Origin of the sequence: Hydrogenophaga sp. IBVHS1 (assembly GCF_002127265.1) — a bacterium.
In the GTDB taxonomy this organism is placed as follows: domain Bacteria; phylum Pseudomonadota; class Gammaproteobacteria; order Burkholderiales; family Burkholderiaceae_C; genus Hydrogenophaga.
Map to the genome: position 1 here is coordinate 177,830 of NZ_NFUU01000002.1, position 25,812 is coordinate 203,641.

Consider the following 25,812-nt stretch of genomic DNA (forward strand, 5'->3'; position numbering starts at 1 on the left):
CGTGGTAATTTCCGGGTCTCTTCCATGCACACCCAGAGACCACCATGAGCGACATCCTCGTCCACACCGAAGCCGGCGTCTGCACCATCACGTTCAACCGGCCCGACAAGAAAAACTCCATTACCGCCGCCATGTATGGCGCCATGGCCGATGCCCTGGTTGCCGCGCAGGAAGACGCTGCCGTGCGCTGCGTGGTGATCCAGGGCAGCGAGACCATGTTCTCGGCCGGCAACGACATCGCCGATTTTCTGAACAACCCGCCCGCCGGCACGGGGTCACCGGTGTTCCGCTTCCTGCGCGGCATTGCGCAGTTCCCCAAGCCGCTCATTGCCGCCGTTTGTGGCCCGGCTGTGGGCGTGGGCACCACCCTGCTGTTCCATTGCGATCTGGTTTATGCCGGCGACAACGCCGCCTTCTCCATGCCATTCGTCAACCTCGGCTTGTGCCCCGAGGCGGCTTCCAGCCTGCTGGTGCCACAGATGCTGGGCTACCACCGCGCTGCCGAGGCGCTGCTGCTGGGCGAACCCTTCATGGCCGAGGCCGCGCTGGAAGTGGGCCTGGTCAATCGCGTGCTGCCGCCCACCGAAGCCGCTGGCTACGCGCAGTCCGTGGCGCGCAAGATGGCCGCCAAACCCATCAGCTCGCTGGTGGAGACCAAGCGCCTCATGAAAAAGAACCACACCGAGCAGGTGCTGGCCGTGATGGACGAAGAAGGCGCAAGCTTCGGCCGCATGCTGCGCGAGCCGGCGGCCAAAGAAGCGTTTGGCGCCTTCATGGAACGGCGTAAGCCAGACTTCTCGAAGCTGTGAGGTTCAGGCCGGCGCGCTCTGCTCCGGATCGAAGAAGCGCCGGGCCAGCCCCGCCCGCCCGGGATAGAACTTGAACCACGGCCGCGCCTGGTCCACGGCGCTGGCCACGGCCGGATGGGCCATCAGGCGCTCGAAGTAGGCAGCCAGGTGCGCGTGTTCTGACGGCACCGGCGCGTAGGTCACCGCGTAGAAAAGGGCGGGCGCAGCGGCGCAGTCGGCCAGGGTGAACGAGTCCCCCACCAGCCACGTGCCTGGCCCTTGCAATTGCTGGTCGATCAGCGCGTAACTCGACAGCAACCGCTCTCGCGCCTGGGCCACACCCAGCGGATCGCGCGCGTCCTCCGGCCGCAGCAGATCGGCCGTGAAGCCCTGCATTGGCGTCATCACGTACTGGTCCATCACGCGGTCCCACAGGCGCACCTGCAGGGCGATGTCCGCGTCGTCCAGCGGGATCAGCGAGCGCCCGCGGCGCGCGTGGTGAAGCTGCAGGTGTTCGATGATCACGCTGGTCTCGGGGATCGCCCGGCTCTGGTCGATCAGCAGCGGCATCTTGCCCACGGGCCAAAGGGCCAGGAATGCCGCGCGTTCGGTTGCATCGCCAAGGTTCAGCAAGCGCATATCGCACTCGACGCCCAACACCTCGAGCGCAATCAGGACCTTGTGGCAGTACGAGGAAAGCGGATGGTAGTGAAGCGTGAGTGCGCTCATGGGACTCCTGGCGGTTGCGCGACTGGGCGACTTGGCAAGATGATGTCAGATCACGAAAGGGCGGGCACGCCGTCTGCCACACGTTGCGCCGGGGTTGGCACGCAGATGCCCATGCCCTCATCGCTCTGCAGGTCGGCCTGGCGGTGATGAACATCCGTGGAGCGGTGAAGAACAACGCCGATACCCATACAGAATGACGGGTTGTTGTCCTACAAAAGCTGCTGCGGGCCGGGGCCAGAATTTCTTTCATGAGTTCCGACCACACTCCCCCCGCAGCCCTCTTGGCGCCACCACTCCACAAGACCGGCGTACCCGGTCTCGACGACGTCCTGGGTGGCGGCCTCACCCGAGGACGGCTGTACCTGATCGAAGGCAACCCAGGCTCCGGCAAGACCACGCTCGCCATGCAATTCCTGGCGGAAGGCGCTCGTCTGGGCGAGAGGGTTCTCTACATCACCCTTTCCGAAACAGCCGAAGAACTCCACGGCGTGGCGGAGTCGCACGGGTGGGACCTCAGCGGTATTGACTTGCGCGAAATGTTGCCGGGAACCGATGCGCTCTCACCGGACGAGCAATACACCATCTTTCATCCGTCCGAGGTGGAACTGGGTGAAACCACGGTGCGCATCCTGGAGGACGTGACCCGCATCAACCCCGCCCGCGTGGTGTTCGATTCGCTTTCGGAACTGCGTCTGCTGGCGGGCAGTTCGCTGCGCTACCGGCGCCAGATTCTGGCGCTCAAGCAGTTCTTTGCCGGACGCAACTGCACCGTGCTGTTGCTCGACGACATGACCGCCGTGGAACACGACCTTCAGGTGCAGAGCATCTCGCACGCCGTGGTGCGACTCGAGCAGGTCCATCCCGATTACGGCAGTTCGCGCAAGCGGCTCATCGTTCTCAAGTACCGGGGCCATTCTTTTCGCGGTGGTTACCACGACTACAAGATCGTGCGCGGAGGTCTGGTGGTGTTTCCGCGTCTCGTGGCGGCGGAGCATGTGGAACCGGTCCACCACCGCAAGCTGCCCAGTGGGATCAAGGAGCTCGACGATCTGTTGGGCGGCGGCATCGAGCGGGGCACCAGCACCCTGATGGTTGGCGCGCCGGGCACAGGAAAGTCGAGCGTGGCCGTGCAGTTCGCCGTGGCCGCTGCCGAGCGCGGCGAATGCGCGGCGTTGTTCATCTTCGACGAAAGCATCGCCACCTTGCGTTCGCGTTCGGCAGGGATGGGATTGCCGCTGGACCAGCACATCGAATCCGGACACATCCGGCTTCGCCAGGTCGATCCGGCTGAACTCTCGCCCGGCGAGTTTGTGCACGAGATTCGGCAGGCCGTCACAGAACACCATGCCAGGGTGGTGGTGATCGACAGCCTGAATGGTTACCTCAACGCGATGCCAGACGAACGTTTCCTGGTGATCCAGCTGCACGAGTTGCTCACCTTCCTCGGTCAGTCGGGAGTGGCGTCCATCCTCATCGGCGCTCAGCACGGCCTGATCGGCACACAGATGACGTCGCCCGTCGACGCGAGCTATCTGGCCGACGCGGTGCTGCTCATGCGTTACTACGAAGCTCAGGGTGAAGTGCGGCAGGCGATCTCGGTGGTGAAGAAGCGCAGCGGTGCGCACGAGCGCAGCATTCGAAGTTTCAAAATCAGGTCTGATGGCATTTCACTGGGTCCTCCCTTGCGTGAACTTCGCGGCATCCTGACGGGTGTTCCGGTGCCGCTGGGCGAGACCGGCGACGCCCTCGACCTGATGACCACATGAAGGGTACCGCTTCGCAGACCAGCGAGTTGCGCGTGCTGCTCCGGATGATCACCTCCATGGACGCATCCATGGTCATCCGTCTCCTCGCTCGTTCAGGCATTGAAGCCGAGTCGTGTGCAGATGCGGCGCACCTGGCCTCCGAAATGTCGGCCGGCGCTGGCGCTGTCGTCATTGCGGAAGAGGTGCTGGCCGACCAGGGGTTCGGGCGCGTCATGCTGGCCCTGCGCGCTCAACCCGCGTGGTCCGATGTGCCGGTGATCGTGGTGGCGCGCACCGGCCTGGACTCCATCGCCATCACCGAAGCGGTAGAGCAACTCGCCAACCTCACGGTGCTCGAGCGGCCCATGCGCGCTTCTTCGCTGGTGAGTTCGGTGCGCACCGCACTGGCCGCCAGAAAGCGGCAATACCAGTTGCGCGCCACGATGGAGGGTCTGCACGAGGCCGACCAGCGCAAGACCGAGTTTCTGGCCACGCTGGCACACGAATTGCGCAACCCGCTGGCTCCGCTGCGCACCGGCCTCACCATCCTCTCGAAGATGCAGCCGGACGCGGACAAAGCGCAGTCGCTCTACGCCATGATGGAACGACAGCTCAGCCACATGGTCCGCCTCATCGACGACCTCATGGAGGTTTCCCGCATCACCCGCGGCAAGATTGAGCTGCAGCCTTCCTCCGTGGCGCTGGACCGCGTGGTGCTCGATGCGGTGGAGGTGAGCAAGCCCCTTTTTGTGGCGGCGGAGCAGGAACTGGTGCTCGACCTGCACTGCGCGCCTTGCGACGTCAGTGGCGACGCCGTGCGCCTCACGCAGGTGTTTTCCAACCTGCTCAACAACGCGTCCAAGTACACGCCACCCAAAGGCCGCATCGTGGTGACCATGAGAACAGAAGGTCAGTCCGTGCTGGTGCGCGTCTCAGACACCGGCATCGGCATACCGCCCCACATGCTGGAGTCCGTGTTCGACATGTTTGTTCAGGTCAGCGGCACATCGCGTGCCGCGCAAGGCGGGCTGGGCATTGGCCTGACGCTGGTGCGCAGCCTGGTGGAGCTGCACGGTGGACGCGTGATGGCCGCCAGCGGGGGCGCTGGCTCCGGCACCACCATGACGGTGGAACTGCCACTGGTGGCGACAACGGAAGTGGCGAGCCTGCCTGCTTCGCCCGCCGTTGCGCCCCACGCGGCCCGCGGGCACCGGATCTTCGTGGTGGACGACAACCGCGACGCCGCCGATTCACTGGCTCACCTGCTCCGCCTGATGGGCGCGAGTGCGTCGGTGGCGTACGGCGCACGGGAAGCGCTGGCTGCCATGTCGGCCGATCCGCCCACCATCGCGTTCATCGACATCGGCATGCCGGTGATGGATGGGTACGAGCTGGCTGGCCGCATCCGCGCGACCCATGCGCTCGGCGGGGCCGTGCTGATTGCTCTCACCGGCTGGGGCCAGGCCACCGACAAGGAACGCATCATGGCGGCTGGGTTCGATCACCACCTTCTGAAGCCGGCCGACATTCATGAACTGTCCCGGGTGCTGCAGACGGTGGAATGAACCGTGGCACGACCCTGCGGGCTTTAGAATCCGTCCACCATGCGCCGCTGGCTCCTTGCCCTTTTTGCCCTGCAGTTTTTCTGCAGCGTCACTGCTTTCGCGTACGCCAGCGTGGATCGACTCGAGCCCGCATCCCAGGCAGCGGGCGTGGTGGCCGAAGCATCGAAGTGCTCGCTCGACACGACGCTGAAGGGCGCCGCCTCGGCGCTCGATCCCACGCATGGCCTGCTGGACGATATTCCCGAGTTGCCTGAGTGCCTCGACGTGGCGATGGGTGAAGTGGCCGTTGCTACTCCCTGGGCACTCCCCCACGAGCGCCTGATCACCGAGTGGACGCCGCCCGCGCTCGACGGGCCGCAGCGTCCCCCTCGAAGCCTTAGCGCCCTCGCCTGAGGGCTTGCCCGGCCATGGCGCCGGGCACCGCTTCCGACGGTGCACACCGTCTTCCGTGCCCGCTCCTGGCACACGAACCCGCCCTCTCCACCATGATGGAACTGCTCTCCGACCCCAATGTCTGGATCGCTTTTGCGATGCTGACCGCCCTTGAAATCGTTCTGGGCATCGACAACATCATCTTCATCTCTATCCTGGTGGGGCGACTGCCGCCCGAGCTGCGCGACAAGGCCAGGCGCCTGGGACTGGGTTTCGCCATGGTCTCGCGGCTGATGCTGCTGTTCACCCTGAGCTGGGTCATGGGCCTCACGGCCGACCTCTTCACCGTGGTGGGCCAGGGCATCAGTGGCCGCGACATCGTGCTGCTGCTCGGGGGCCTGTTCCTGCTCTACAAGGCTTCGCACGAAATCTTCGTAGAGGTGGAAGCGCGTGAACAGCACGCCCCCGCGCAGACCGATGCCGAGCTGATGCGCGCCTCGGGTTCGCGCCTGTTCTGGGGAATCATCGGCCAGATCGCCATCATCGACATCGTGTTCTCGCTCGACTCGGTGATCACCGCCGTGGGCATGGTCGACCACATCAGCGTGATGGTGGCCGCCGTGGTCATTTCTGTCGGCGTGATGCTGGTCGCCGCCAAGCCCATTGGCGAATTCGTCGATCGCCATCCTTCGGTGAAGGTGCTGGCGCTGGCGTTCCTCGTCATGGTGGGCATGGCGCTGACCGCCGAAGCTTTCGACCAGGAAGTGCCCAAGGGCTACATCTACGCCGCCATGGCTTTCTCGCTCGTGGTCGAAGCGCTCAACATCCGCGCCCGCGCCAAGCGCCAGAAGGCCGCTGCGCATTGAAATTTTTTCTTCATCCTTTCATCCTTTCATCCACTGAACCCACCGAACCCCAGAACCACCATGAACACACCGCTCAACACCTACGCCCCGTCCGCTTCAACGCTCGACACCACCGCGCGCAACCGAGTGCTGCGCAATACCTACTGGCTGCTCGCGCTCTCCATGCTGCCCACCGTGCTGGGCGCCTGGGTCGGCGTAGCCACCGGCATCACCGCCGGGCTCACCGGCTTCGTGGGCCTGATCGTGTTCCTTGGCGGCGCCTTCGGCTTCATGTTCGCCATTGAAAAAACCAAGAACTCGGCCGCGGGCGTGCCGGTGTTGCTGGCCTTCACCTTCTTCATGGGCCTCATGCTCTCGCGGCTGGTGGCAACGGTGCTCGGCTTTTCCAACGGCGCGAGTCTGATCATGACGGCCTTCGGCGGCACGGCCGCCATCTTCTTCGGCATGGCCTCGCTCTCCAGCATCGTCAAGCGCGACCTCAGCAACATGGGCAAGTTCCTGTTCATCGGCATGATCATGTTGCTGGTGGCGGGCATTGCCAACGTGTTCATCCAGTCCAGCGCGCTGATGATCACGCTCTCGGTGCTGGCCATCGGCATCTTCTCGGCCTTCATCCTGTACGACCTCAAGCGCGTGCAGGACGGCGAGGAAACCAACTACATCACCGCCACCCTGGGCGTGTACCTCAGCCTGTTCAACGTGTTCCAGGCCCTGCTGTCCCTGCTGGGCCTGGCCGGCGGCCGCGACGAATAACCTGCTGGGTGGCGTGAAGAACACAAGGAGGCTTCAACAGACCTTGCACCTTGGAGGACGGATTTGGGTCCACGGATGAAGTAGTGGTTATTTCATCCGACGTAGGCTACATTTCAAACATGTGGTCCGTCCTGTTTCTCACCCTGCCCACCCAGCCCACGGCGGTGCGGCTGCGCGTCTGGCGCGCGCTCAAGGCATTGGGCTGCCCGCTTCTGCGAGATGGCGCCTATCTGCTCCCGCAGGAAGAGCAGGAAAGCTTCGAGCCTCTGGTTGATGAGGTGCGCCAGCACGGCGGCGCAGCCCAGGTGATGTGGCTGACACCCATCGACGATGCGCAGCGTGAAGAAGTGCTGGCCCTGTTCGATCGCAGCGCGGCCTACGCGCAATGGCGCAACACGCTGGACGACTGGCTGGCCGCGTTGCCCGCCGCCGGTGAAACGGAAGCGAGACGGCAGTGGCGCGCCATCGAGCAGGCGCAGCGCGACATTCAAGCCATCGACTACTACCCCGGCGAAGCCGCGCTGCAGGCCGACGCTGCGCTGGCCGACGCACGCGCGGCGCTGGACGCCCGCTTCTCACACAACGAGCCCCGCGCGGTGGCCGACCACGGCATCGCCAGGCTGGACACGCGCAAATTCAAGGGAAAGCGCTGGGCCACCCGGGCACGACCCTGGGTGGACCGGCTCGCAAGCGCCTGGCTGATTCGACGTTTCATCGATCCGCAGGCGCAGTTCACCTGGATGGACGAGGTCAAGGCGCTGCCACGTGGTGCGGTGGGTTTCGATTTCGACGGAGCGCGCTTCAGCCACGTCGGCGCGCGCGTCACGTTCGAGGTGCTGCTGGCCAGTTTCGGGCTGGAGCAAGACACCCGCCTGAGCCGATTGGGCGCGGCCGTGCATTTTCTGGACGCAGGCGGCATGCCCACGCCCGAAGCCAGCGGCCTCGAAGCCGTGCTGGCCGGCCTGCGTGCGTTGCACCCCGATGACGACACTTTGCTGGACGCGGCCTGCACCGTGTTCGACGCTCTCTTCGCCAACCCGGCCCAGCCGGCAAGACCATGAACCGCCCAGATCCTGTTTCTTTCGCCGAGGCGCTGCGCTTCTGGCTCAAGCTCGGCTTCATCAGCTTCGGTGGCCCGGCGGGGCAGATCGCCATCATGCACACCGAGCTGGTCGAGCGCCGTCGCTGGATCAGCGAGAACCGCTTCCTGCACGCGCTGAATTACTGCATGCTGCTGCCCGGCCCCGAGGCGCAGCAGCTGGCCACCTACATCGGCTGGCTCATGCACCGCAGCTGGGGCGGCATCGTGGCCGGCGCCTTGTTCGTGTTGCCATCCCTGTTCATCCTCATTGCGCTGTCGTGGATTTACCTCGCCTTTGGCGACGTGCCTGTGGTCGCCGGACTCTTCTACGGCATCAAGCCCGCCGTCACGGCGCTGGTGCTGCACGCGGCCCACCGCATCGGCATGCGGGCGCTCAAGAACGGCTGGATGTGGGCCATCGCCGCCGCTTCATTCGTCGCCATCTTCGCGTTTGACACCCCGTTTCCCGCCATCGTGGCGGCGGCCGGGCTCATCGGCTGGCTGGGGTCCCGGCGCTGGCCGCAGGTGTTCACGCTGGGTGGCGGGCACAGTGCCGTCAAGGGTTACGGACCCGCGCTGATCGACGATGACACGCCCACCCCATCGCATGCGGTGTTCTCCTATGGCCGGCTGGCGCGCGTGCTGGCGGTGGGGCTCGCGCTCTGGCTGCTGGCCATGGGTGCGCTGGTGGCCTGGCAGGGCTGGAGCGCGACGCTTTCGCAGATGGGCTGGTTCTTCACCAAGGCCGCGCTGCTGACCTTCGGTGGCGCCTACGCGGTGCTGCCCTACGTGTACCAGGGCGCTGTTGAAACCTTTCAGTGGCTCAGCGGCCCGCAAATGATCGACGGCCTGGCACTCGGTGAAACCACGCCCGGCCCGCTGATCATGGTGGTGGCGTTTGTGGGCTACGTGGGTGGCTGGAATCAGGCCGTGCTGGGGCCGGACGCCTTGTTCCTCGGCGCCGCACTGGCCGCCACGGCGGTCACTTTTTTCACCTTCCTGCCGTCCTTCGTGTTCATCCTGGCGGGCGGCCCTCTTGTGGAATCCACTCACGGCAAACTCGGCTTCACCGCGCCGCTGTCGGCCATCACCGCCGCGGTCGTGGGCGTCATCCTCAACCTCGCCCTGTTCTTTGCGTACCACGTGTGGTGGCCGCAGGGCTTCCAGGGCGCGTTCGACGCCGTGTCGGCCGCGATCACGGTGGCGGCTGCGGTGGCGCTGTTCCGTTTCAAGGTCGGCGTTCTCCCCTTGCTCGGCGCATGCGCGGCGGTCGGGCTGGCTTTCACCCTGCTGCGCTGAGGAACTCTGCATGGATACCCATACGCCTGAACCCGCCGACGAGGCCATGGTGGCGGAACACGCCAATGTGGCCGGCAGCCTGGTGCTGGACGTGCGGCGCACTGGCGCCTTCGAACAAGCCACTACCCAATTGCCCGGCGCCACCTGGCGCGACCCCGCCCAGGTGACGCAGTGGGCGGCCTTCGTGCCGCGCGATCGGCCTGTCACGGTCTACTGCGTCCACGGCCACGAGGTCAGCCGCAACACCGCGCAGCAACTGCGCGGCTTGGGTGTGAGCGCGCGCTACCTGCGTGGCGGCATTGAAGGCTGGAGCCAGGCCGGCATGCCGGTCGTGGACAAGGAATAGGGTCGAAGAACCGCCAATCCACAGCCGAACCACAACCGGATGGGTGGCCGAAGGCGGTTACGTTGCCGTCGTGGCAACACCCGCAACTGCGGGGCGCAGCGCAAGGCGCCAGAGGCGTGCGGCGCGGCCAACAAAGACGCCGGTGAACGCGCCGTACAGCCCCGCGACGCACAGCACATACGGTGAGTTCTGCGCCAGCTGCGGCTCCATGGCGAGATCCACCCCCACCACGTACTTCACCAGGAAGATGCCCAGGATCAGCAGCAGGGGAACCACGCTGCCTGGCAAGCGGTACACCCCGCGCGCGGGGTCGTATTGCGCTGTGCTCTGGCCACGGGAGAGCAGCACAAAGGCGAGCGCCGCCGCCGCGAGCCAGGCCAGGATGGCAATGGCCCGATGAGGCGTTGAGCCCAGGGCCGAGAACGTGCCCGACACCGAGAGGGTGGTCATGATCAGCGGCAGCAGCGACACCCGCGCCAGGCTGGCGGTGCGGTCGCGCAGCTGGCTGACGCCCAACGCAACCAGACCCACGAGCAGGCCCCACACCCACAGGGGTGTGCCGCGCAGGATCGGTACCACGGCCTCGGGATGGTGGGAGACGAGTGAGAGCAGCATGGGGGTTTTCCTGGACAGATGGGTTGAAGCGGAGTGCGAGGCCGCACTGTGCATGGGGCTCCCTCAGCTGGAAAGGCCGTTGAGACGAAACCCGGGTATCGGGCCGCGAACGGTGTCCAGGGCGGGGTGAGTTGCGCCATGCCTCTGCCCCGGTTGCAGGCCTCCATATCCGTGGCGCTGCCGTGGTCATTCAATTTGTCAAATCCATCACGCTCCCGCGCACGTACTGGGTAGGCAGATCGCTGCAACCACAACCCAGGAGCACCCCATGAAACTGAAACCCGCATCCATCGCCAAAGGATGTCTGTTGATGGCTGTCGCCGGCGCGGCGATTGCGTCGAGCCACCGCGAAGCCCCCTTCATCACCACCTCACCCAAGGTGGACGGTACCGATTTCTACATGTTTCGCAGCTACGAAGGTGTGGCGAGCAATGGCACGGGCGGGCGATCCGAGTTCGTGACCCTCATTGCCAACTACCAGCCACTGCAAGGTCCCTACGGTGGCCCCAATTACTTCTCCATGGACCCCAACGCGCTGTATGAAATCCACGTGGACAACAACGGTGACGCAAGGGAAGACGTCACCTTCCAGTTCCGCTTCCAGAACAAGCTCAACAGTGTGGCCCTGCCGATCGGCAACCAGAGTGTGCAGATTCCGCTGATTCAGGCGGGCACCGTGTCCACCGTCAACGACCCCAACCTCAACCTCAACGAAAGCTACAGCCTGACCGTGGTGCGGGGCGACCGCCGCAAGGGCAGCGTGCAGACCGTGGCGGCCTCTCTGCCCAAACCGGTCGACTACATCGGCGAGAAAACGCTGGGCAACGCCGCTGCTTACAAAGCCTACGCCGACCGGCACATCAACACGGTCAACATCCCCGGCTGCAATGTGCCCGCCAAAGTGTTCGTGGGCCAGCGCCAGGAAGGCTTCGCGGTCAACCTCGGTCGCATCTTCGACCTGGTCAATGCCCCGGTCGATCTGTTGCTCAACCCCGCAGCCCGCGACGCCGAAGGCGCCAACGGCAACCACTACATCCAGAAGCAGAACGTGACCTCGCTGGCACTCGAAGTGCATGCCAGTTGCCTCACCGCAGGCAGCGAGACCGTCATTGGCGGCTGGACCACGGCCAGCCTGCGCCAGGCGCGCCTGCTCAATGGCAGCCCGGCGGCGGGCCACCAGGCCAGCGAGAAAGCCGGTGGCGCGTGGACGCAGGTGTCTCGCCTGGGCAACCCGCTGGTCAACGAAGTGGTGATTGGCCTGGGTGACAAGGACAAGTTCAACGCGTCGGCGCCCAGGGACGATGGCCAGTTTCTGGGTTACGTGACCAACCCCACACTGCCGGCCCTGCTGGGCCTCGTGCTGGCCGGCAACCCAGCGGCCGTGGCGCCCACCAACCTGCCGCGCACCGACCTCGCCACCACCTTCCTGACCGGCATCACCGGCGTGAACAAGCCCGCCAACCCGACGCCGTCGGAAATGCTGCGCCTGAACACCGCGGTGCCGCCCGTGCCGTTCGCCAGCCAGAACCGCCTGGGCGTGGCCGGCAACGCGCTCAACACCGACCCCAACAAGGTCAACGACAACGCCGGCTTTCCCAACGGCCGTCGTCCCAAAGACGACGTGGTCGACATTGCTCTGGTGGCGGTGCTGGGCGGTCTGTGCGTGATCAATGGCGACAGCAACGCGCTGGGGCTCAACAGTGTGCCGGGCGTGCCTTCGCTGACGTCCGCCTGCCGAGCCTCCAGCGTGCCGCTGGGTGCCCGATCGGCCAACATCCACGACGCCGTGGACCAGGCCGTGGTGCCATTTCAGGACGCGTTCCCCTACCTGAACACGCCCAACGCCGGCGCCTCGAACCTGTGATGTCCATCCACGACACCAAGGACACACCATGCCAAAAAATCCTGCAAGAAGTCTGCTGATCGTTGCCGCTGCCACCGCAGCGCTCGCCGGCTGTGGTGGCGGTGGCGGCGACGCTGCCGCACCGGCACAGCCAGCGCCCGCCGCGCCTTTCATGGGCACCACGGTGCAATCGTTGCTGGACTACATGAACCAGCTGATCGCGCAGACCGACGAATCCAGCGAACCACAGCCGCTGGACAACACCCCGCTGCCGGTCGACGACACCGTCTGACAGCGGATCCTCGACATCCAACCGGAAGGGTCGGCGCAGCGCTTGCGTCGACCCGCTTCTCACATGAAAAAATGGATCTTCTCAAGCCTGCTTGTGCTGGTTTCAACCGCGCAGGCGCACGAATTCTGGATGACGCCGGACCGTTTCTCGCCGGCCGCGAATGCGCCCGTGAAGCTCTCGCTCCGAGTGGGTGAAGGCTTCCTGGGTGAGCCCGTGGGTTTCGGACAACCCATGGCGATTTCACTGCGCTGGCACAGCCTGCGCGGGACAAAGGACCTCACGCGCCAGCTGCCCGCCACCGAGCAGGGCGCCGTGGCCCTCGCGTTCGATCGGCCCGGTGCGCAAATCGTCGCGCTGGACACACAGCCGGTCACCACCGAGCTTTCCGCCGACAAGTTCACCGCCTACCTCCGTGAGGACGGTCTTGAACATGTGATTGCCCTGCGCGAAGCCAGCGGACAGAGCGCGGCTCCCGGGCGCGAGCGGTACCGCCGCCACGTGAAGACGTTGCTGAACGTGGGGGGCAAGACCGACAAGGTGTTTGCCAAGCGCACGGGCCAGACGCTGGAGATCGTGCCGCTGAAAAATCCGCAACGGTTGAAAGCGGGTGAAGCCCTCCCTGTGGAGGTTCTGTTCAAGGGCGCACCGTTGCCCGGTGCGCTGGTGAAGCTGTGGAGCCGGCGCGGGGAGCAATTTGACATGCTGACCACCCGCACCGACGCCTCCGGCAAGAGCATCACCACCCTGCCGTGGACCGGCACCTGGATGGTCAGCGTGGTGCACATGGTGCCCAACACGGAGGGGCACGGCCAGGAGTGGGACAGCCACTGGGCGAACCTCACTTTTGCGCTTCCCGCGGTGCCCTGACATCTGCGCAAAGGTGTCGTTGCGGTGTGGATTTTGAGTATCCCCCTGTGCCTCCCGCCCATGGTTTCCCACGCACCCCTCTCCTAGCATTGGCCGCACTCGAACACCGGGTTCGGGGCTACAACCAATCAGGAGACAAAGAGCATGGAACTGAAACTGTGGGCAGCCGCAACGGTTGTCGCCGCGGCCAGCGTGGGCGTGGCTCAGGCGCAAACGCCGGCGCCGGCCAATCAACAACAGGGCAAACTTTCCAACGACGTGCTGCGCATCGGCGTGTTGACGGACATCTCCGGCGTGTACGCCGACATCTCGGGCAAGGGCGCGGTCGAGGCCGTGAAGATGGCCGTGGAAGACTTCGGCGGCAAGATGTTCGGCAAGACCATCGAGGTGGTTTCTGCCGACCACCAGAATAAGGCCGACGTGGGCGCGGCCAAGGCGCGTGAGTGGTACGACGGCGGCGTGGACATGATCAACGACCTGGCCAACTCGGGCGTGGCGCTGGCCGTGGCCGGCGTGGCCAAAGAGAAGAAGCGCCACGCCATCGTGAACAACGCGTCCAACGTGGGCGTGACCAACGCGCAGTGTTCGCCCTACACCGTGCACTACGCCTACGACGCGTACTCGCTCGCCAACGGCACCGGCCGCGCGGTGGTGGAAGCCGGCGGCGACACCTGGTTCTTCCTCACGGTGGACTTCGCCTTCGGCATCGGCCTGGAACAGCAGGTGGGCGACGTGGTGCGCGCCAGCAAGGGCCGCGTGGTGGGCGCTGCGCGCCATCCGCTGGGCACCACCGACTTCTCTTCGTATGTGCTGCAGGCGCAGGCCTCCAAGGCCAAGATCGTGGGCCTGGCGTCCACCGGCAACGACACCATCAACGCCATCAAGGCGGCCAACGAGTTCGGCCTCACCAAGAACCAGAAGCTGGCCGCGCTGCTGCTGTGGATTCAGGACGTGCACGCGCTCGGCCTGCCCACCGCGCAAGGCCTGCAGCTCACCAACGCCTGGTACTGGGACATGAACGACGACTCGCGCGCGTTTGCCAGACGCTTCCAGCAGCGCGTGGGCGGCCAGATGCCGAACATGGCGCACGCGGGTGACTACTCGTCGACCATGCACTACCTGAAGGCCGTGCAGGCCGCGGGCTCGGACGACCCGGATGCCGTGTCGGCCAAGATGCGCGAGATGCCCATCAGCGACATGTTCACCAAGGCCGGCAAGATCCGCGAAGACGGCCGCATGGTGCACGACATGTATTTGTGGCAAGTGAAGACGCCGGCTGAGTCCAAGGGTCCGTGGGATTACCTGAAAGCCGTGAAGACCATCCCCGCCGATCAAGCCTTCATGCCGCTCGCACAAAGCACCTGCTACCTGGTCAAGAAGTAGACGCTTCTGCGACCATGACCGCCATTCTGCAAACGCAGGGGCTCTCCCGCACCTTCCACGGGTTTCACGCGGTATCCAATGTGAACCTGTCGGTGCAGGAGGGCAGCATCCACGCCCTGATCGGCCCCAACGGAGCCGGCAAGACGACCTGCTTCAACCTGCTCACGCGTTTCATCGACGCCACCGCCGGGCGCATCCACTTCCAGGGCAGCGACATCACGCGCACGCCGGCCGATGCCGTGGCGCGCCTGGGGCTGGTGCGCTCGTTCCAGATCTCGGCCGTGTTCGGGCAACTCAGCGTGTTTGAAAACGTGCGCCTGGCGGTGCAGCGCCGGCGGGGACATTCCATGGACTGGTGGCGCAGCGACAAGGCGCTGTCGATGTACGACGACCGCACCCGCGAACTGCTGGCCGAAGCTGGCCTCTCCGAATGGGCCGACCACTTGGCCGGTGAGCTGCCTTACGGCCGCAAACGCGCGCTGGAACTGGCCACCACGCTCGCGCTGGAGCCGCGCGTGCTGCTGCTCGACGAACCCATGGCCGGCATGGGCGCTGAAGACATTGCCCAGGCCGCCGCGCTCATTCGCCAGGCGGCGCGCGGCCGCACCGTGCTCATGGTGGAGCACAACCTTTCGGTGGTGGCCGACCTGTGCGACCGCATCACCGTGCTCGCACGCGGCGAGGTGCTGGCCGAGGGCGACTACGCCACCGTATCGAAAGACCCGCGCGTAGTGGAGGCCTACCTGGGTCATGGGCATGCGGGGCAGCGCAAGCACCACACGGGTGCTGTTGCGGAGTCGAACCATGGCTGAGCCCTTGCTGAAAGTGCAAGACCTGCGCGCCTGGTATGGCCCCAGCCAGGCGCTGCACGGCGCCAGCCTGGAGGTGCGCGAAGGCGAACTCATCACCTTGCTGGGGCGCAATGGCGCTGGCAAGTCCACGCTGCTGAAATCCATCATGGGGATGATGGACAAGCGCCAGGGTTCCATCCGCTTCAAAGGCAAGGAACTCATCGGCCTCGCGCCGCACCACATCGGGCGGCTGGGCATTGCCTTCTGTCCGGACGACCGGGGCATCTACGCATCGCTCACCGTGCGGGAAAACCTGCGCCTGCCACCGGTGGTGGCCGAAGGCGGCATGAGCGAGGCCGAACTGTTCGAGTTGTTCCCCAACCTCGCCCAGCGCGCGGGCTCGGCGGGCACACACCTCTCTGGCGGCGAGCAGCAGATGCTGGCGATTGCGCGTATTCTGCGCACCGGCGCGCGCGTGCTGTTGCTCGACGAGCCCACCGAGGGTCTCGCCCCCGTCATCGTCGACCGCATCGGCGATCTGATTCGCCGGCTGAAGGCGAGTGGCTACACCATCGTGCTGGTGGAGCAGAACGTGCACTTCGCCGCCGAGCTGGCGGACCGCCATTGCCTCATGGAGTCGGGTCGCATCACCGACACCTTCGACGCGGCCACGCTGTTGCGCGACTTCGACGCCATCACTTCAAGGATCGGGGTCTAGAGATGGCGCAATCTGTAGTCCGACGGGCGAAATCCCGTCAAGCGTTTGAAGGTGTTGGAAAACGCAAACGGGTTCACATACCCCACCGCGTGCGCAATGGCTTCGATCTTCTCGGTGGTGGTGGCCAGCAGGTGCGCGGCGTGCGCAATGCGCAGCGTGGTCAGCTGCTTGCCGGGGCTGCGGCCCAGGTTCTTCTGGCACAGGCGGCGCAGGTGTTCTTCGCTGGTGTTGGCCAGTGCCGCCAGGTCGGCCAGCGTCCAGTCGCGCGCCAGGTCGTGCTTCACCGCGTTCCACACCGGCACCAGGCGCGGCTCGCGTTGCAGCGGCTCCAGAATGCGCGCCACATAGCGCTCGATCACATCCACCCACACCACGCAGGTGCCGGGGTCGGCGGCGCCTTCCATCTCGGCGGCCAGACCCAGAATGGCGTTCTGCAGCACGCGGCCGTCGAACGCGGTCATGGTGGGCGCCATGGCGCCGTCCACCGAGCGCACCGAGTCGGGCTTGAAGCGCACCCACGCCAGTTGCCAGCGTTTGCCGGGCACGCAATGGAAGGCATGCAGCACGTGCGCGGGTGCAAACGTGACGCTGCCGGGCTTGTGCGTGTACCAGCGGCCGTCCAGCAGCGTCTGCCCCTCGCCGCCCAGGCACACCTGCATGAAGGCGCCACTCAGGTTGGTTCGCACCACGGTGTAGGGCGCGGCGGCGTCGAGCACCGACACGTGGGCAATGTGGCGCGCAGCCAATGCGTCGCACTGCTCGGCACGCACCACCGTCTGCACGGTGTCATCACCCAGCACCAGGGTTTCACGGGAGAGATCGGGATGTTTCGACGGCATGGCCTGCGCATCATAGGGACCGCACATGATTGAGGTATTCGGTCTTCCCCTGCCCGTGCTGGCGGGGCAGCTCATGCTGGGTCTGGTCAACGGCTGTTTCTACGCCGTGCTCAGTCTGGGGCTGGCGGTCATCTTCGGCCTGCTGCGCATCGTCAATTTCGCGCACGGCGCTTTCTTCATGGTGGGTGCGTTCGGCGCGTGGATGCTGCAGCTCTACCTGGGCTGGGGTTACTGGGCGGCGATCGTGCTGGTGCCGCTCATCGTGGGCGCGCTCGGTGGCCTGTTCGAGCGCGGGCTGCTGCGCCGCCTCTACGGCCTGGACCCGATCTACGGCTTGCTGCTCACCTTTGGCCTGGTGCTGGTGCTCGAAGGCGGCTTTCGGGTGGCCTACGGCACCTCGGGTCAGCCCTACCCCGTGCCCGCCAACCTGCAGGGTGTGTTCAACCTCGGCTTCATGGTGCTGCCGATCTACCGCGCCTGGGTCATCTTTGCGGCGCTGGGCGCCTGCCTGCTCACCTGGTGGTTGATCGAGCGCACTCCGCTGGGCGCGCGCCTGCGCGCAGCCACCGAGAAAGCGCAGCTCACGCAATCGTTCGGCGTCAACGTGCCGCTGCTGCTGACCTTCACCTACGCCGGCGGCATTGCGCTGGCGGCATTCACCGGCGTGCTGGCCGCGCCCATCCTGCATGTGAACTCGGGCATGGGCTCCAACCTCGTCATCATCGTGTTTGCCATCGTGGTCATTGGCGGCATGGGCTCGGTGCTGGGGTCCATCGTCACCGCGCTGGGCATCGGCGTGATCGAAGGGCTCACCAAGGTCTTCTACTCCGAAGCCTCCACCACGGTGATCTTCGTGGTGATGGCGCTGGTGCTGCTGTTCCGGCCACGCGGTCTCTTTGGCAAGGAAGGTGCGGCATGAACAAGACGATGCCGACCTGGCAGAAAGTCTTGATGGCCGTGGTGGTGCTGGCGCTGCTGGTCGTGCCTTGGGCGCCGCAGCTGGTCTACCCGGTGTTCGTGATGAAGCTGCTGTGCATGGCGCTGTTTGCCTGTGCCTACAGCCTGTTGCTGGGCTTCGGCGGCATGATGTCGTTCGGCCACGCGGCATTCTTCGGCAGCGCGGCCTACGTCACCGGCCTCGCCGCCAAACACTGGGGCCTGCCGCCCGAGCTGGCCTTGCTCCTGGGCACGGGCGCGGCGGCGGTGCTGGGCGCGGTGGTGGGCGGCCTGGCCATACACCGCCAGGGCATCTACCTCGCCATGATCACGCTGGCGCTGGCGCAGATGGTGTATTTCATCTTTCTGCAACTGCCGTTCACCGGCGCAGAAGACGGCATGCAGCAGATTCCGCGCGGCACGCTGCTGGGCTTCATCGACCTGCGCAGCGACTTCACCATGTACCACCTGGTGCTGTTCCTCACCATCGCAGGCCTGTGGCTCATTCATCGCGTAGTGCATTCACCGTTTGGTCATGTGGTGGTGGCCATCCGCGAGCACGAGCCGCGTGCGCGCTCGCTCGGCTACCCCGTGGAGCGCTACAAGCTCATGCTGTTCGTGCTCTCGGCCGCGCTCTCCGGCCTGGCGGGCTCCATGAAGGCGCTGGTGTTCCAGCTGGCTGCGCTGTCCGACGTGCACTGGCACCTCTCGGGGGACGTGGTGCTGATGGCGCTGCTCGGCGGCATGCACACCGTGTTCGGCCCCGCCATCGGTGCGGCGCTGGTGGTGGGCCTGCAGTACTACCTCGATGCCTTTGGCGGCTGGGTCACGCTGGTCACCGGCCTGATCTTCATGGTGTGCGTGCTCTCCTTCCGCAGTGGCATTGCCGGCGCGGTGGCGGCGCTGCGCCCGCATCCGCGCAGCGGTCCCTGATCGTTTCAACCAGACAACCCCGTTTTCCATTTCAAGGAGACCCCCATGCCGCGTTTCGAACGCTCAGCCCTGATGGCGAAGTTCCAGGACATGGTGCAACGCCGTGTGCCCATCATTGGTGGCGGCGCCGGCACCGGCATATCCGCCAAGTGCGAAGAGGCCGCCGGCATCGACCTCATCGTCATCTACAACTCGGGCCGCTACCGCATGGCCGGGCGTGCGTCGTCGGCGGGTCTGCTGGCCTATGGCAACGCCAACGACATCGTGCTGGAGATGGCCGGCGAGGTGCTGCCGGTGGCGAAGAAGACGCCGGTGATCGCCGGCGTGAACGGCACCGACCCTTTTGTCATCATGCCGGTGTTCCTCCGGAAGCTGAAAGACCTCGGGTTTTCCGGCGTGCAGAACTTCCCCACCGTGGGCATCATCGACGGCACCTTCCGCCAGAGCCTCGAGGAGACCGGCATCAACTACGCCACCGAGGTCGAGATGATCGGCGAAGCCCATGCGCTCGATCTGCTGACCACGCCGTATGTGTTCTCCGCCGAGGAGGCCGTGGCCATGACCGAAGCCGGTGCCGATTTCGTGGTGCCGCACCTGGGCGTGACCACGGGCGGCACCATCGGTGCCACGTCGGCCAGATCGCTCGCCGAATCGGTGAAGCTCATCGACGAATGGGGCGAAGCCGCGCGCCGGGTGCGCAAGGACGTGATCGTGATCGCGCACGGCGGGCCCATATCGTCGCCCGAAGATGTGGACTACGTGTTCAAGCACAGCAGACATTGCAACGGCTTTTATGGCGCGAGCAGCATGGAGCGCCTGCCCACCGAGATAGCGATCAAGTCGCACGTGGAACGCTACAAGAACCTGAATTTCTGAAACCCCAACGAGAGGAGACACACACATGGCCCGGGTATATGTGAGCGCGGTGATGAACGCCACCATCGATCAGGCATGGTCGTACTTGCGCGACTTCGGTGCGCTCGGCAACTACCACCCCTACTTCGAGAAGTCCTACATCGAAGACGGCAAGCCGTCGGACCAGATCGGCTGCGTGCGCCACTTCACCGTGCGCGAAGACGGCGGGTACCTGCGCGAGCAGTTGCTCGCGCTCTCCGACGACACCCACCGCTGCCGCTACAAAATCCTGCACATCGACGCGCCGTGGACCAATTACGTGGCCGAGATGCACCTGCTGCCCATCACCGAAGGCAACCGATGCTTCGGTGAATGGTGGGCCGAATGGGACGTGCCCGCCGACCAGGAAGCCGAGGCGCAGGAGCGCGTGAAAGGCACCTTTCGCACCTTCTTCGAGTGTGTGAACACGCATTACGAGAAACGGAAATGAGCAGGAAGCCACCCACCGCCTGGGTGGTGGGCACCTTCGACACCAAGGCCGCCGAGCTGAACTACCTGGCGGGCCTGCTGCGCGCGGCCGGCCTGCGCGTGGTCACGGTAGACATCGGCACGCGCAGCGCACCGGGTGTGGCCGACATCGAAGCCCGCGCCGTGGCCAGCCACCACCCGCGCGGCGCAGCGGCGGTGTTTGAACCCAGCGACCGGGGCGAGGCCGTGATCGCCATGGGCGATGCGCTGGCTGCGCTGGTGCGCCAGCGCCTGGCGGCTGGCGAAATCCAAGGCATGCTGGGCGTGGGCGGCTCAGGCGGCAGCTCGATGATCGCGCCGGCCATGCGCCTGCTGCCCATCGGTGTGCCCAAACTGCTGGTGTCCACCATGGCGGCGGGCGATGTGTCGGCCTACGTGGGCGTAGTCGACATGACGCTGATGTACCCGGTGACCGACATCGCCGGGCTCAACCGCCTCTCGCGCACCATCCTGGCCAACGCGGCGCACGCCCTTGCCGGCATGCTGCTGCATCGCGCGCCCGTGGACCACGCAGACGACAAACCCTCCATCGGCCTCACCATGTTCGGCGTGACCACGCCCTGCGTGCAGGCCGTGCGCGAAATGCTGATCAACGAATTCGATGCGCAGGTGTTTCATGCCAACGGCGCGGGTGGCCGCACGCTGGAAGCGCTGGCCGCCGCCGGCATGCTGCGCGCCGTGGTCGATCTCACCACCACCGAAGTGGGCCAGCACCTGGCCGGTGGTGTGTGCGACGCCGGCCCGAACCGGCTCGACGCTGCCGCCCGCCACGGCCTGCCGTGGGTGGGTTCGGTCGGTGCGCTGGACATGATCAACTGGGGCGCGCCCAGCACCATCCCCGAACGGCACAAAGGCCGCACCTTTCATGTGCATAACGCCAACGTGACGCTGATGCGCAGCAACGCGCAGGAGCTGGCCGCGGCCGCACAACGCATCGCCGAGCAGCTCAACCGCGCCGGTGGCCCGGTGCGCCTGCTGTTGCCCCTGGGCGGTTTGTCGATGATCGACGCGCCCGGCCAGCCGTTTCACGACCCCGCTGCCGATGCGGTGTTGTTCAACACGCTGGAGCGCCTGTTCACCGTCACCGACACGCACCGGTTGATCCAGCTGCCGCACCACATCAACGATCCCGCCTTTGCGGTGGCCGTGGCCGAGCAGGTGAGGGCGGTGGTGGTGTAAGGTGTCGCGCCATGAGCGACGACACCCCAGGCACCACCACCGAACAGGCCAGAACCCGATTTTTTGAAGGCAACGAGCACTTCGGTGCCGGACGCCTCGCCGAAGCCCGCGCCAGCTACCAGGCCGCGCTGGCGCTGGTGCCCGGCAGGCCGTCGGTGCTGGCCAACCTGGGCGTCACCGAATGCCGGCTTGGCCTCTGGGCCGAATCGATCGATCACCTGAAGCAGGCCACCGCAGCCGACCCCGAACACCGCGACGCGTGGGTGGCGCTCGGCCTGTCCAGCGAAGCCCTGGGCCAGTGGGAACCCGCCGCGCAGGCGCTGCAGCAGGGCATGCGGCTGGGCGCGGCCACTGCGCAACTGTGGCTCTCGCTCGCGCTGTGCCAGTTGCACCTGGAGCGCCCCGCGGAAGCGCTGCAATCGCTGGACGAAGCGCTGGCGCTCGACGCCACGCTGGCCGACGCCTGGAGCCAGCGCGGCAGCCTGCTGCGCGACGCTGGTCGCCACGCCGAAGCCGCCCTGTGTTTCGAGCAGGCACTCACCCACGGGGCCGACGAATCCCTGCACCGCTTCTACCTGGCCTCGGTGCGCGGTGGCGATGCCACGCCACCGCAACCACCACGCGCTTACGTGGAGACGCTGTTCAACGAGTACGCCGACGATTTCCAGACGCACCTCGTGGAGCAATTGCGATACCAGGCCCACCAGACGCTGCTGGCGCCGCTGCGCGAATCGGGCCGACGCTATCCGCTAGTGCTCGACCTGGGCTGCGGCACTGGTCTGTGCGGCCAGCTCATTCGCGAGCAGGCCGATGCGGTGGACGGCGTGGACCTGGCCGAGGCCATGGTGAAGCAGGCACGCGCCACAGGCGCCTACCGCCGCGTGGTGCATGGCGACCTGCTGGGTTTTTTGCGCGAAGAATCCACGCCCGCCGACCTCGTGATCGCCGCCGACGTCTTCATCTACGTGGGCGCACTCGACGAAGTCTTTGCCGCCATCAGCCAGCGTTTGCGGCGTGGCGGCTGTTTCGCCTTCTCGGTGGAGCTGGCCCGCGGCAACGCCGAACTGCAACTGCTGCCCAGCCTGCGCTACGCACACTCACCCGGCTACGTGGAGAGGCTCGCCCTGGCCCATGGATTTCGCGTGCAGAAGACCTGGCAGGCACCGCTGCGCGAGGACCAGCGCAAGCCGGTGATGGGGATTTATGTGTTGCTGGAGCCGGTGGGCTGAAGACGACTGGTCTCACCTTGGCTCTGGAGGATTCGCAACTGCTCCAGCAACTGCGGAATGTCGGATTGCACGATGCTCCACAGCACATCGTTGTCGATGCCGAGGTAGCCATGGATCAGCCGGTTGCGTGTGGCGATGATCTTTCGCCAGGCAATTTCCGGGTGTGCGCGCCGAATTTTCTCTGGAATATGGGTCGCGGCTTCACCCACCAGCTCGATGTTTCGCAAAGTTGCGTCGTAATGGATGCCGCTGCCCGCAAATGAACTGGCATCAAGATCCTGGGTGTAGCTCAGGACCTTGCTGCAGAAACCAACCATGTCCTCGACGTAAAACCGCCACTCCCGTTCCAGTGGCTCAGACATGCAGCCGGTCCCGTTCAATGAAAGGACGCAATTCTGCCCGCAGCGCCTTGTCTGTGACCAGATCGACAGAGCAACCCAACAGGTCTTCCAGATAAAACTGCACGCCAAAGTAGCGCTCGGAGTTGGCAGGTCCGTCAAAGGAGACAAGCACGTCCACATCGCTGTCGGATCTGGCGGTGCCTCGGGCCGTCGAACCAAACAACGACAGCTCGCGCACGGCGAACCGTCGGGCGAGTTCGTCCTTGTTTTGCTTCAGCAGAGAGAGGGTCAGAGAGCGGTCCACGGGCAAACTGTACTGGAAATGCGCAAGTTCGGCTCGGTGTTGCAGCCCCTCAATCGTTGCGCCGCGCCACCCAGTAAGCTGCGCCTTCCTTGCCATAGCGTTCGGCGTGCAGCACGTCGCGGCCCACTTCGAAGGCGTCGCCCGGGCGGAGCTGGCGGGTGAGGTCCCCCACCGTGAGCCACATCTCGCCGCGTGTCACCAGCGCTTTCACCGCAAACGGGTGCGAGTGCATGTCCAGCAGAGTCAGGGGGTCCCACTGGCGTTCCAGGACTTCGTCGAATCCCTCGGTCAAGGCCTGGATGCGGAAGGTGTCGAAGTTGAGATTGGGCATGGCTTGGCATTGTGGGGGTTTGTGGTGAGCGGTCAAGCGGTAGCATGTCGCCCTCGCTCCGTGTACATCGAAAGGATGGTGGTGCATGTCCCACATGTTGTTGATCATTGAACCCGTCGGCCAGCGTGCTACGCGCACCGAAGCCCAGGGCCGCGAGGTCTATGCGCGCATGGTGCGCTTTGGGGATGAGCTGCGCGAACGCGGCAAATTGCTGGCGGTGGAGTCGCTGGCGTCCGAAGCGGGCGCGGTGCGTGTGAGCAAGGCCGGCGGCCCCAAGGCCCAGGTGCTCGACGGCCCCTTCGCCGAAGCCAAGGAAATGATCGGCGGCTTCTTCCTGCTGAATTGCGACAGCATGGCGGAAGCGGTGGCAATTGCGCACGAATGCCCGGCGGCAGAATGGGCCACGGTGGAGGTGCGGGCTCTGGGACCTTGTTACGACTGAACGTCACGCCTAGGGTTTTTACTTAGCTCTCGGGGTCGAAGTTGAGCCGCCTGTTTCGTCGTACCGGTTGAGTCCTCGCCGTTACAAGTCACAGGAGCACACCATGATGAATCCCGTCGTCCATTTCGAGATGCCCTACCGCGACCGCGAGCGCGCGGTGCGCTTCTACTCCAGCGCATTCGGCTGGCAGTGCCAGATGCTGGGCGAGGAAATGGGCCACTACGTGACCGTGGTCACCGCCCTTTCCGACGCCAAGCCCGGCGCCCCTGCAGGAGCCATTGGCGGCGGCTTGTTCCCGTTCAAGCCCGACTGGCCCGCGCAGTACCCTGGGGTTGTGATCGGCGTGGAAGACATCCAGGCGGCGATGGCACGCGTGCGCAAGGCCGGTGGCGAAGTGCTGGGTGAACCCATGTCCATCCCCGGCGTGGGCGAGTACGTGGCCTTCCTCGACACCGAAGGCAACCGCCACAGCCTGATGCAACCCCTGGCCATGTGATTTCCCGTCTGCAAGGAGAACGCCATGCGATTCATGATCATCGTCAAATCCTGCGACGAATTCGAGGCCGAAACCAGCCCCGCGCCCGACGAAGCACTGATGGCGGAGATGGTCCGCTACCACGAGGAACTGGCCCAGGCCGGTGTGTTGCTCGATGGCTCGGGCCTGCATCCCAGTCGCAAGGGCTGGCGCGTGCACTACAGCGCCGACGGCAAGAAGCGCGTGGTTGACGGCCCGTTTGCCGAGGCCAAGGAACTCATTGCCGGCTACACCCTGATCCAGGTGCGTTCGCGAGAAGAGGCGCTGGAATGGAGCCGGCGCTTTCCGAATCCTGCCGGTCGCGGCAAGGAAGCCGTGATCGAGCTGCGCCAGCTGTACGAGATGGAAGATTTCCCGCCCAGCCAGCCGCTGGAGGATTTCAAGAAGCTCGACGCCCGCACCCGTTGAACCACTTCAAAGGAGAGAACCCATGAAGCAACACTTCGACATCTTCATCCGGGCGCCGCGCCAGCGTGTGTGGGCCACCATGCTGGAAGCACCCACCTACGAACAATGGACCAGCGCCTTCTGCGAAGGCTCGCGTTTCGAGGGTTCCTGGGACCCAGGCGCTCGCATCCGTTTCCTGGACCCGGCCGGCCACGGCATGGTGTCCGAAATCGCCGAGCACCGCCCGGCCGAGTTCGTGTCCATCCGGCACCTCGGTTTCATCGAGAACGGCAAGGAAGACACCACCAGCGAAGCCGTGCGGGCGTGGGCTCCCTGCTACGAAAACTACACCTTCACCGAAGAGGCTGGTGGCACCCGAGTGAACGTGGTCATCGACAGTTTCACGGGGTACGAAGCGATGATGGCCGACACCTGGCCGCGCGCGCTCGCGTCACTCAAGTCCCTGTGCGAACGCACGAACTGAACCCACCCCAGGAGAACCCACCATGCTTCGCGAAATCTTCGTCAACCTGCCCATCAAGGACATGGGCAAGAGCCAGGCCTTCTTCAAGGCCCTGGGCCTCACGTTCAACCAGCAGTTCACCAACGAGCAGGGCGCCTGCCTGGAGATTGCGCCTCACATCTACGCCATGCTGCTGGTCGAGCCGTTCTTCAAAGGCTTCACCCAGTTGCCGATCTCGGACGCCAAGAAGGCCACCGAGGTGCTGATTGCCCTCTCGTGCGACAGCCGCGACGAGGTGGACCAGATTGTGGCCAAGGCCGTGGCCGCTGGCGGCACCACGCCCAACGCGCCGCAGGACCACGGCTTCATGTACCAGCACGGCTTTGCCGATCTCGACGGCCACCAGTGGGAGGTGTTCTGGATGGACATGAGCGCTGCGCCGGCACAGATGTAGACG

The 25,812-nt window shown here is 65.4% G+C and carries 32 protein-coding genes; 26 read left to right on the top strand and 6 right to left on the bottom strand.

Features of this window, described 5'->3' with window-relative positions; genetic code table 11:
- Positions 1-44 precede the first annotated feature (44 nt).
- Positions 45-809, top strand: a complete 765-nt coding sequence (locus CAP37_RS15570; protein WP_086125154.1) for an enoyl-CoA hydratase — start codon at positions 45-47, stop codon at positions 807-809.
- A gap of 3 nt (positions 810-812) precedes the next feature.
- On the opposite strand, the gene CAP37_RS15575 is transcribed toward CAP37_RS15570, so the two are convergent.
- Entirely contained in the window at positions 813-1,517 is a 705-nt protein-coding gene (locus tag CAP37_RS15575) for a glutathione S-transferase family protein (RefSeq protein ID WP_086125155.1), read from the bottom strand.
- A gap of 248 nt (positions 1,518-1,765) precedes the next feature.
- Between CAP37_RS15575 and CAP37_RS15580 the strand changes: the two genes are divergently transcribed.
- From CAP37_RS15580 to CAP37_RS15615, 8 genes are all read left to right on the top strand, one after another.
- The gene (locus CAP37_RS15580) at positions 1,766-3,283 is read left to right on the top strand and encodes an ATPase domain-containing protein (protein WP_086125156.1); all 1,518 of its coding nucleotides are present in this window, start codon (positions 1,766-1,768) and stop codon (positions 3,281-3,283) included.
- Complete coding sequence (locus CAP37_RS15585; protein WP_256927023.1) at positions 3,280-4,827, top strand: ATP-binding protein; 1,548 nt, start codon at positions 3,280-3,282, stop codon at positions 4,825-4,827. Before CAP37_RS15580 ends, CAP37_RS15585 begins: the two co-directional genes overlap by 4 nt.
- A gap of 39 nt (positions 4,828-4,866) precedes the next feature.
- On the top strand, positions 4,867-5,220 hold the full coding sequence (locus CAP37_RS15590; RefSeq protein ID WP_086125157.1) for a hypothetical protein: 354 nt from the start codon (positions 4,867-4,869) through the stop codon (positions 5,218-5,220).
- Positions 5,221-5,312: 92 nt separating this feature from the next.
- On the top strand, positions 5,313-6,065 hold the full coding sequence (locus CAP37_RS15595) for a TerC family protein (RefSeq protein WP_179190248.1): 753 nt from the start codon (positions 5,313-5,315) through the stop codon (positions 6,063-6,065).
- A gap of 60 nt (positions 6,066-6,125) precedes the next feature.
- A complete protein-coding gene (locus CAP37_RS15600) occupies positions 6,126-6,818 on the top strand; it encodes a Bax inhibitor-1 family protein (protein WP_086125158.1) in 693 nt (230 codons plus the stop codon).
- A gap of 119 nt (positions 6,819-6,937) precedes the next feature.
- Positions 6,938-7,879 (top strand): chromate resistance protein ChrB domain-containing protein, encoded by a 942-nt coding sequence (locus CAP37_RS15605; protein ID WP_086125159.1) that lies wholly within the window; start codon positions 6,938-6,940, stop codon positions 7,877-7,879.
- Entirely contained in the window at positions 7,876-9,198 is a 1,323-nt protein-coding gene (gene chrA, locus CAP37_RS15610; RefSeq protein ID WP_086125160.1) for a chromate efflux transporter, read from the top strand. The genes CAP37_RS15605 and chrA overlap by 4 nt, the downstream gene beginning before the upstream one ends.
- A gap of 10 nt (positions 9,199-9,208) precedes the next feature.
- Positions 9,209-9,544, top strand: coding sequence for a rhodanese-like domain-containing protein (locus CAP37_RS15615; protein ID WP_086125161.1), 336 nt, complete (start codon positions 9,209-9,211; stop codon positions 9,542-9,544).
- 57 nt (positions 9,545-9,601) lie between these two features.
- Here CAP37_RS15615 and CAP37_RS15620 read toward each other — a convergent pair whose 3' ends face one another.
- Positions 9,602-10,159: a DUF6622 family protein gene (locus tag CAP37_RS15620; protein ID WP_086125162.1), complete on the bottom strand. Its 558-nt coding sequence runs from the start codon at positions 10,157-10,159 to the stop codon at positions 9,602-9,604.
- Between the two features lie 268 nt (positions 10,160-10,427).
- Here CAP37_RS15620 and CAP37_RS15625 point away from each other — a divergent pair, with 268 nt between their 5' ends.
- The 6 genes from CAP37_RS15625 (at position 10,428) to CAP37_RS15650 (ending at position 16,053) form a co-directional block, all read left to right on the top strand.
- A complete protein-coding gene (locus CAP37_RS15625; protein ID WP_086125163.1) occupies positions 10,428-12,023 on the top strand; it encodes a DUF4331 domain-containing protein in 1,596 nt (531 codons plus the stop codon).
- A 28-nt stretch (positions 12,024-12,051) separates the two neighbouring features.
- Positions 12,052-12,294 carry a hypothetical protein gene (locus CAP37_RS15630; RefSeq protein ID WP_086125164.1) on the top strand — a complete coding sequence of 81 codons (243 nt, stop codon included), beginning with the start codon at positions 12,052-12,054 and terminating at the stop codon, positions 12,292-12,294.
- A 63-nt stretch (positions 12,295-12,357) separates the two neighbouring features.
- Positions 12,358-13,161 (top strand): DUF4198 domain-containing protein, encoded by an 804-nt coding sequence (locus tag CAP37_RS15635; protein WP_086125165.1) that lies wholly within the window; start codon positions 12,358-12,360, stop codon positions 13,159-13,161.
- A 144-nt stretch (positions 13,162-13,305) separates the two neighbouring features.
- A complete protein-coding gene (locus tag CAP37_RS15640; RefSeq protein ID WP_086125166.1) occupies positions 13,306-14,544 on the top strand; it encodes an ABC transporter substrate-binding protein in 1,239 nt (412 codons plus the stop codon).
- Positions 14,545-14,558: 14 nt separating this feature from the next.
- Positions 14,559-15,356: an ABC transporter ATP-binding protein gene (locus tag CAP37_RS15645; RefSeq protein WP_086125167.1), complete on the top strand. Its 798-nt coding sequence runs from the start codon at positions 14,559-14,561 to the stop codon at positions 15,354-15,356.
- Positions 15,349-16,053 carry an ABC transporter ATP-binding protein gene (locus CAP37_RS15650; protein WP_086125168.1) on the top strand — a complete coding sequence of 235 codons (705 nt, stop codon included), beginning with the start codon at positions 15,349-15,351 and terminating at the stop codon, positions 16,051-16,053. Before CAP37_RS15645 ends, CAP37_RS15650 begins: the two co-directional genes overlap by 8 nt.
- On the opposite strand, the gene CAP37_RS15655 is transcribed toward CAP37_RS15650, so the two are convergent.
- The gene (locus tag CAP37_RS15655; protein ID WP_179190249.1) at positions 16,050-16,919 is read right to left on the bottom strand and encodes an AraC family transcriptional regulator; all 870 of its coding nucleotides are present in this window, start codon (positions 16,917-16,919) and stop codon (positions 16,050-16,052) included. The two genes, CAP37_RS15650 and CAP37_RS15655, sit on opposite strands and share 4 nt — an antisense overlap.
- Here CAP37_RS15655 and CAP37_RS15660 point away from each other — a divergent pair.
- From CAP37_RS15660 to CAP37_RS15685, 6 genes are read left to right on the top strand one after another with little or no spacing between them, the layout of a single operon-like run.
- Positions 16,918-17,811 carry a branched-chain amino acid ABC transporter permease gene (locus tag CAP37_RS15660; protein WP_086125169.1) on the top strand — a complete coding sequence of 298 codons (894 nt, stop codon included), beginning with the start codon at positions 16,918-16,920 and terminating at the stop codon, positions 17,809-17,811. The two genes, CAP37_RS15655 and CAP37_RS15660, sit on opposite strands and share 2 nt — an antisense overlap.
- Complete coding sequence (locus CAP37_RS15665) at positions 17,808-18,761, top strand: branched-chain amino acid ABC transporter permease (RefSeq protein WP_086125170.1); 954 nt, start codon at positions 17,808-17,810, stop codon at positions 18,759-18,761. The genes CAP37_RS15660 and CAP37_RS15665 overlap by 4 nt, the downstream gene beginning before the upstream one ends.
- A 45-nt stretch (positions 18,762-18,806) precedes the next feature.
- The gene (locus CAP37_RS15670) at positions 18,807-19,637 is read left to right on the top strand and encodes a phosphoenolpyruvate hydrolase family protein (RefSeq protein WP_086125171.1); all 831 of its coding nucleotides are present in this window, start codon (positions 18,807-18,809) and stop codon (positions 19,635-19,637) included.
- A gap of 25 nt (positions 19,638-19,662) precedes the next feature.
- Entirely contained in the window at positions 19,663-20,106 is a 444-nt protein-coding gene (locus tag CAP37_RS15675; RefSeq protein WP_086125172.1) for an SRPBCC family protein, read from the top strand.
- Positions 20,103-21,323 carry a Tm-1-like ATP-binding domain-containing protein gene (locus tag CAP37_RS15680; RefSeq protein WP_086125173.1) on the top strand — a complete coding sequence of 407 codons (1,221 nt, stop codon included), beginning with the start codon at positions 20,103-20,105 and terminating at the stop codon, positions 21,321-21,323. The genes CAP37_RS15675 and CAP37_RS15680 overlap by 4 nt, the downstream gene beginning before the upstream one ends.
- A gap of 11 nt (positions 21,324-21,334) precedes the next feature.
- Positions 21,335-22,552 (top strand): tetratricopeptide repeat protein, encoded by a 1,218-nt coding sequence (locus CAP37_RS15685; protein ID WP_086125174.1) that lies wholly within the window; start codon positions 21,335-21,337, stop codon positions 22,550-22,552.
- On the opposite strand, the gene CAP37_RS15690 is transcribed toward CAP37_RS15685, so the two are convergent.
- Genes CAP37_RS15690 through CAP37_RS15700 form a run of 3 tightly spaced genes read right to left on the bottom strand, consistent with a single transcriptional unit; the run spans position 22,525 to position 23,528 of the window.
- Positions 22,525-22,914, bottom strand: a complete 390-nt coding sequence (locus CAP37_RS15690) for a DUF86 domain-containing protein (RefSeq protein ID WP_086125175.1) — start codon at positions 22,912-22,914, stop codon at positions 22,525-22,527. The two genes, CAP37_RS15685 and CAP37_RS15690, sit on opposite strands and share 28 nt — an antisense overlap.
- Complete coding sequence (locus tag CAP37_RS15695; RefSeq protein ID WP_086125554.1) at positions 22,907-23,197, bottom strand: nucleotidyltransferase family protein; 291 nt, start codon at positions 23,195-23,197, stop codon at positions 22,907-22,909. Before CAP37_RS15695 ends, CAP37_RS15690 begins: the two co-directional genes overlap by 8 nt.
- 49 nt (positions 23,198-23,246) lie before the next feature.
- On the bottom strand, positions 23,247-23,528 hold the full coding sequence (locus CAP37_RS15700) for a cupin domain-containing protein (RefSeq protein WP_086125176.1): 282 nt from the start codon (positions 23,526-23,528) through the stop codon (positions 23,247-23,249).
- A gap of 85 nt (positions 23,529-23,613) precedes the next feature.
- Between CAP37_RS15700 and CAP37_RS15705 the strand changes: the two genes are divergently transcribed.
- From CAP37_RS15705 to CAP37_RS15725, 5 genes are all read left to right on the top strand, one after another.
- Positions 23,614-23,970: a YciI family protein gene (locus tag CAP37_RS15705; RefSeq protein ID WP_086125177.1), complete on the top strand. Its 357-nt coding sequence runs from the start codon at positions 23,614-23,616 to the stop codon at positions 23,968-23,970.
- 103 nt (positions 23,971-24,073) lie between these two features.
- A complete protein-coding gene (locus CAP37_RS15710) occupies positions 24,074-24,466 on the top strand; it encodes a VOC family protein (RefSeq protein WP_218776870.1) in 393 nt (130 codons plus the stop codon).
- 24 nt (positions 24,467-24,490) lie between these two features.
- The gene (locus tag CAP37_RS15715) at positions 24,491-24,913 is read left to right on the top strand and encodes a YciI family protein (RefSeq protein WP_086125178.1); all 423 of its coding nucleotides are present in this window, start codon (positions 24,491-24,493) and stop codon (positions 24,911-24,913) included.
- 22 nt (positions 24,914-24,935) lie between these two features.
- Positions 24,936-25,376 carry an SRPBCC domain-containing protein gene (locus tag CAP37_RS15720; RefSeq protein WP_086125179.1) on the top strand — a complete coding sequence of 147 codons (441 nt, stop codon included), beginning with the start codon at positions 24,936-24,938 and terminating at the stop codon, positions 25,374-25,376.
- A 22-nt stretch (positions 25,377-25,398) separates the two neighbouring features.
- Positions 25,399-25,809 carry a VOC family protein gene (locus tag CAP37_RS15725; protein WP_086125180.1) on the top strand — a complete coding sequence of 137 codons (411 nt, stop codon included), beginning with the start codon at positions 25,399-25,401 and terminating at the stop codon, positions 25,807-25,809.
- Positions 25,810-25,812 lie beyond the last annotated feature (3 nt).

Excerpts from the sequence above, each read along its gene's own strand:
- CAP37_RS15600 (WP_086125158.1), top strand. The coding sequence starts at position 6,126 with ATGAACACACCGCTCAACACCTACGCCCCGTCCGCTTCAACGCTCGAC.
- CAP37_RS15725 (WP_086125180.1), top strand. The coding sequence starts at position 25,399 with ATGCTTCGCGAAATCTTCGTCAACCTGCCCATCAAGGACATGGGCAAG.
- CAP37_RS15670 (WP_086125171.1), top strand. The coding sequence starts at position 18,807 with ATGCCGCGTTTCGAACGCTCAGCCCTGATGGCGAAGTTCCAGGACATG.
- CAP37_RS15585 (WP_256927023.1), top strand. The coding sequence starts at position 3,280 with ATGAAGGGTACCGCTTCGCAGACCAGCGAGTTGCGCGTGCTGCTCCGG.
- CAP37_RS15675 (WP_086125172.1), top strand. The coding sequence starts at position 19,663 with ATGGCCCGGGTATATGTGAGCGCGGTGATGAACGCCACCATCGATCAG.
- CAP37_RS15690 (WP_086125175.1), bottom strand. The coding sequence starts at position 22,914 with ATGTCTGAGCCACTGGAACGGGAGTGGCGGTTTTACGTCGAGGACATG.
- CAP37_RS15615 (WP_086125161.1), top strand. The coding sequence starts at position 9,209 with ATGGATACCCATACGCCTGAACCCGCCGACGAGGCCATGGTGGCGGAA.
- CAP37_RS15595 (WP_179190248.1), top strand. The coding sequence starts at position 5,313 with ATGATGGAACTGCTCTCCGACCCCAATGTCTGGATCGCTTTTGCGATG.
- CAP37_RS15645 (WP_086125167.1), top strand. The coding sequence starts at position 14,559 with ATGACCGCCATTCTGCAAACGCAGGGGCTCTCCCGCACCTTCCACGGG.
- CAP37_RS15680 (WP_086125173.1), top strand. The coding sequence starts at position 20,103 with ATGAGCAGGAAGCCACCCACCGCCTGGGTGGTGGGCACCTTCGACACC.
- CAP37_RS15685 (WP_086125174.1), top strand. The coding sequence starts at position 21,335 with ATGAGCGACGACACCCCAGGCACCACCACCGAACAGGCCAGAACCCGA.
- CAP37_RS15575 (WP_086125155.1), bottom strand. The coding sequence starts at position 1,517 with ATGAGCGCACTCACGCTTCACTACCATCCGCTTTCCTCGTACTGCCAC.
- CAP37_RS15650 (WP_086125168.1), top strand. The coding sequence starts at position 15,349 with ATGGCTGAGCCCTTGCTGAAAGTGCAAGACCTGCGCGCCTGGTATGGC.
- CAP37_RS15665 (WP_086125170.1), top strand. The coding sequence starts at position 17,808 with ATGAACAAGACGATGCCGACCTGGCAGAAAGTCTTGATGGCCGTGGTG.
- CAP37_RS15715 (WP_086125178.1), top strand. The coding sequence starts at position 24,491 with ATGCGATTCATGATCATCGTCAAATCCTGCGACGAATTCGAGGCCGAA.
- CAP37_RS15705 (WP_086125177.1), top strand. The coding sequence starts at position 23,614 with ATGTCCCACATGTTGTTGATCATTGAACCCGTCGGCCAGCGTGCTACG.
- CAP37_RS15720 (WP_086125179.1), top strand. The coding sequence starts at position 24,936 with ATGAAGCAACACTTCGACATCTTCATCCGGGCGCCGCGCCAGCGTGTG.
- CAP37_RS15590 (WP_086125157.1), top strand. The coding sequence starts at position 4,867 with ATGCGCCGCTGGCTCCTTGCCCTTTTTGCCCTGCAGTTTTTCTGCAGC.
- CAP37_RS15580 (WP_086125156.1), top strand. The coding sequence starts at position 1,766 with ATGAGTTCCGACCACACTCCCCCCGCAGCCCTCTTGGCGCCACCACTC.
- CAP37_RS15570 (WP_086125154.1), top strand. The coding sequence starts at position 45 with ATGAGCGACATCCTCGTCCACACCGAAGCCGGCGTCTGCACCATCACG.
- CAP37_RS15710 (WP_218776870.1), top strand. The coding sequence starts at position 24,074 with ATGATGAATCCCGTCGTCCATTTCGAGATGCCCTACCGCGACCGCGAG.
- CAP37_RS15640 (WP_086125166.1), top strand. The coding sequence starts at position 13,306 with ATGGAACTGAAACTGTGGGCAGCCGCAACGGTTGTCGCCGCGGCCAGC.
- chrA (WP_086125160.1), top strand. The coding sequence starts at position 7,876 with ATGAACCGCCCAGATCCTGTTTCTTTCGCCGAGGCGCTGCGCTTCTGG.
- CAP37_RS15635 (WP_086125165.1), top strand. The coding sequence starts at position 12,358 with ATGAAAAAATGGATCTTCTCAAGCCTGCTTGTGCTGGTTTCAACCGCG.
- CAP37_RS15625 (WP_086125163.1), top strand. The coding sequence starts at position 10,428 with ATGAAACTGAAACCCGCATCCATCGCCAAAGGATGTCTGTTGATGGCT.
- CAP37_RS15620 (WP_086125162.1), bottom strand. The coding sequence starts at position 10,159 with ATGCTGCTCTCACTCGTCTCCCACCATCCCGAGGCCGTGGTACCGATC.
- CAP37_RS15655 (WP_179190249.1), bottom strand. The coding sequence starts at position 16,919 with ATGTGCGGTCCCTATGATGCGCAGGCCATGCCGTCGAAACATCCCGAT.
- CAP37_RS15700 (WP_086125176.1), bottom strand. The coding sequence starts at position 23,528 with ATGCCCAATCTCAACTTCGACACCTTCCGCATCCAGGCCTTGACCGAG.
- CAP37_RS15660 (WP_086125169.1), top strand. The coding sequence starts at position 16,918 with ATGATTGAGGTATTCGGTCTTCCCCTGCCCGTGCTGGCGGGGCAGCTC.
- CAP37_RS15630 (WP_086125164.1), top strand. The coding sequence starts at position 12,052 with ATGCCAAAAAATCCTGCAAGAAGTCTGCTGATCGTTGCCGCTGCCACC.
- CAP37_RS15605 (WP_086125159.1), top strand. The coding sequence starts at position 6,938 with ATGTGGTCCGTCCTGTTTCTCACCCTGCCCACCCAGCCCACGGCGGTG.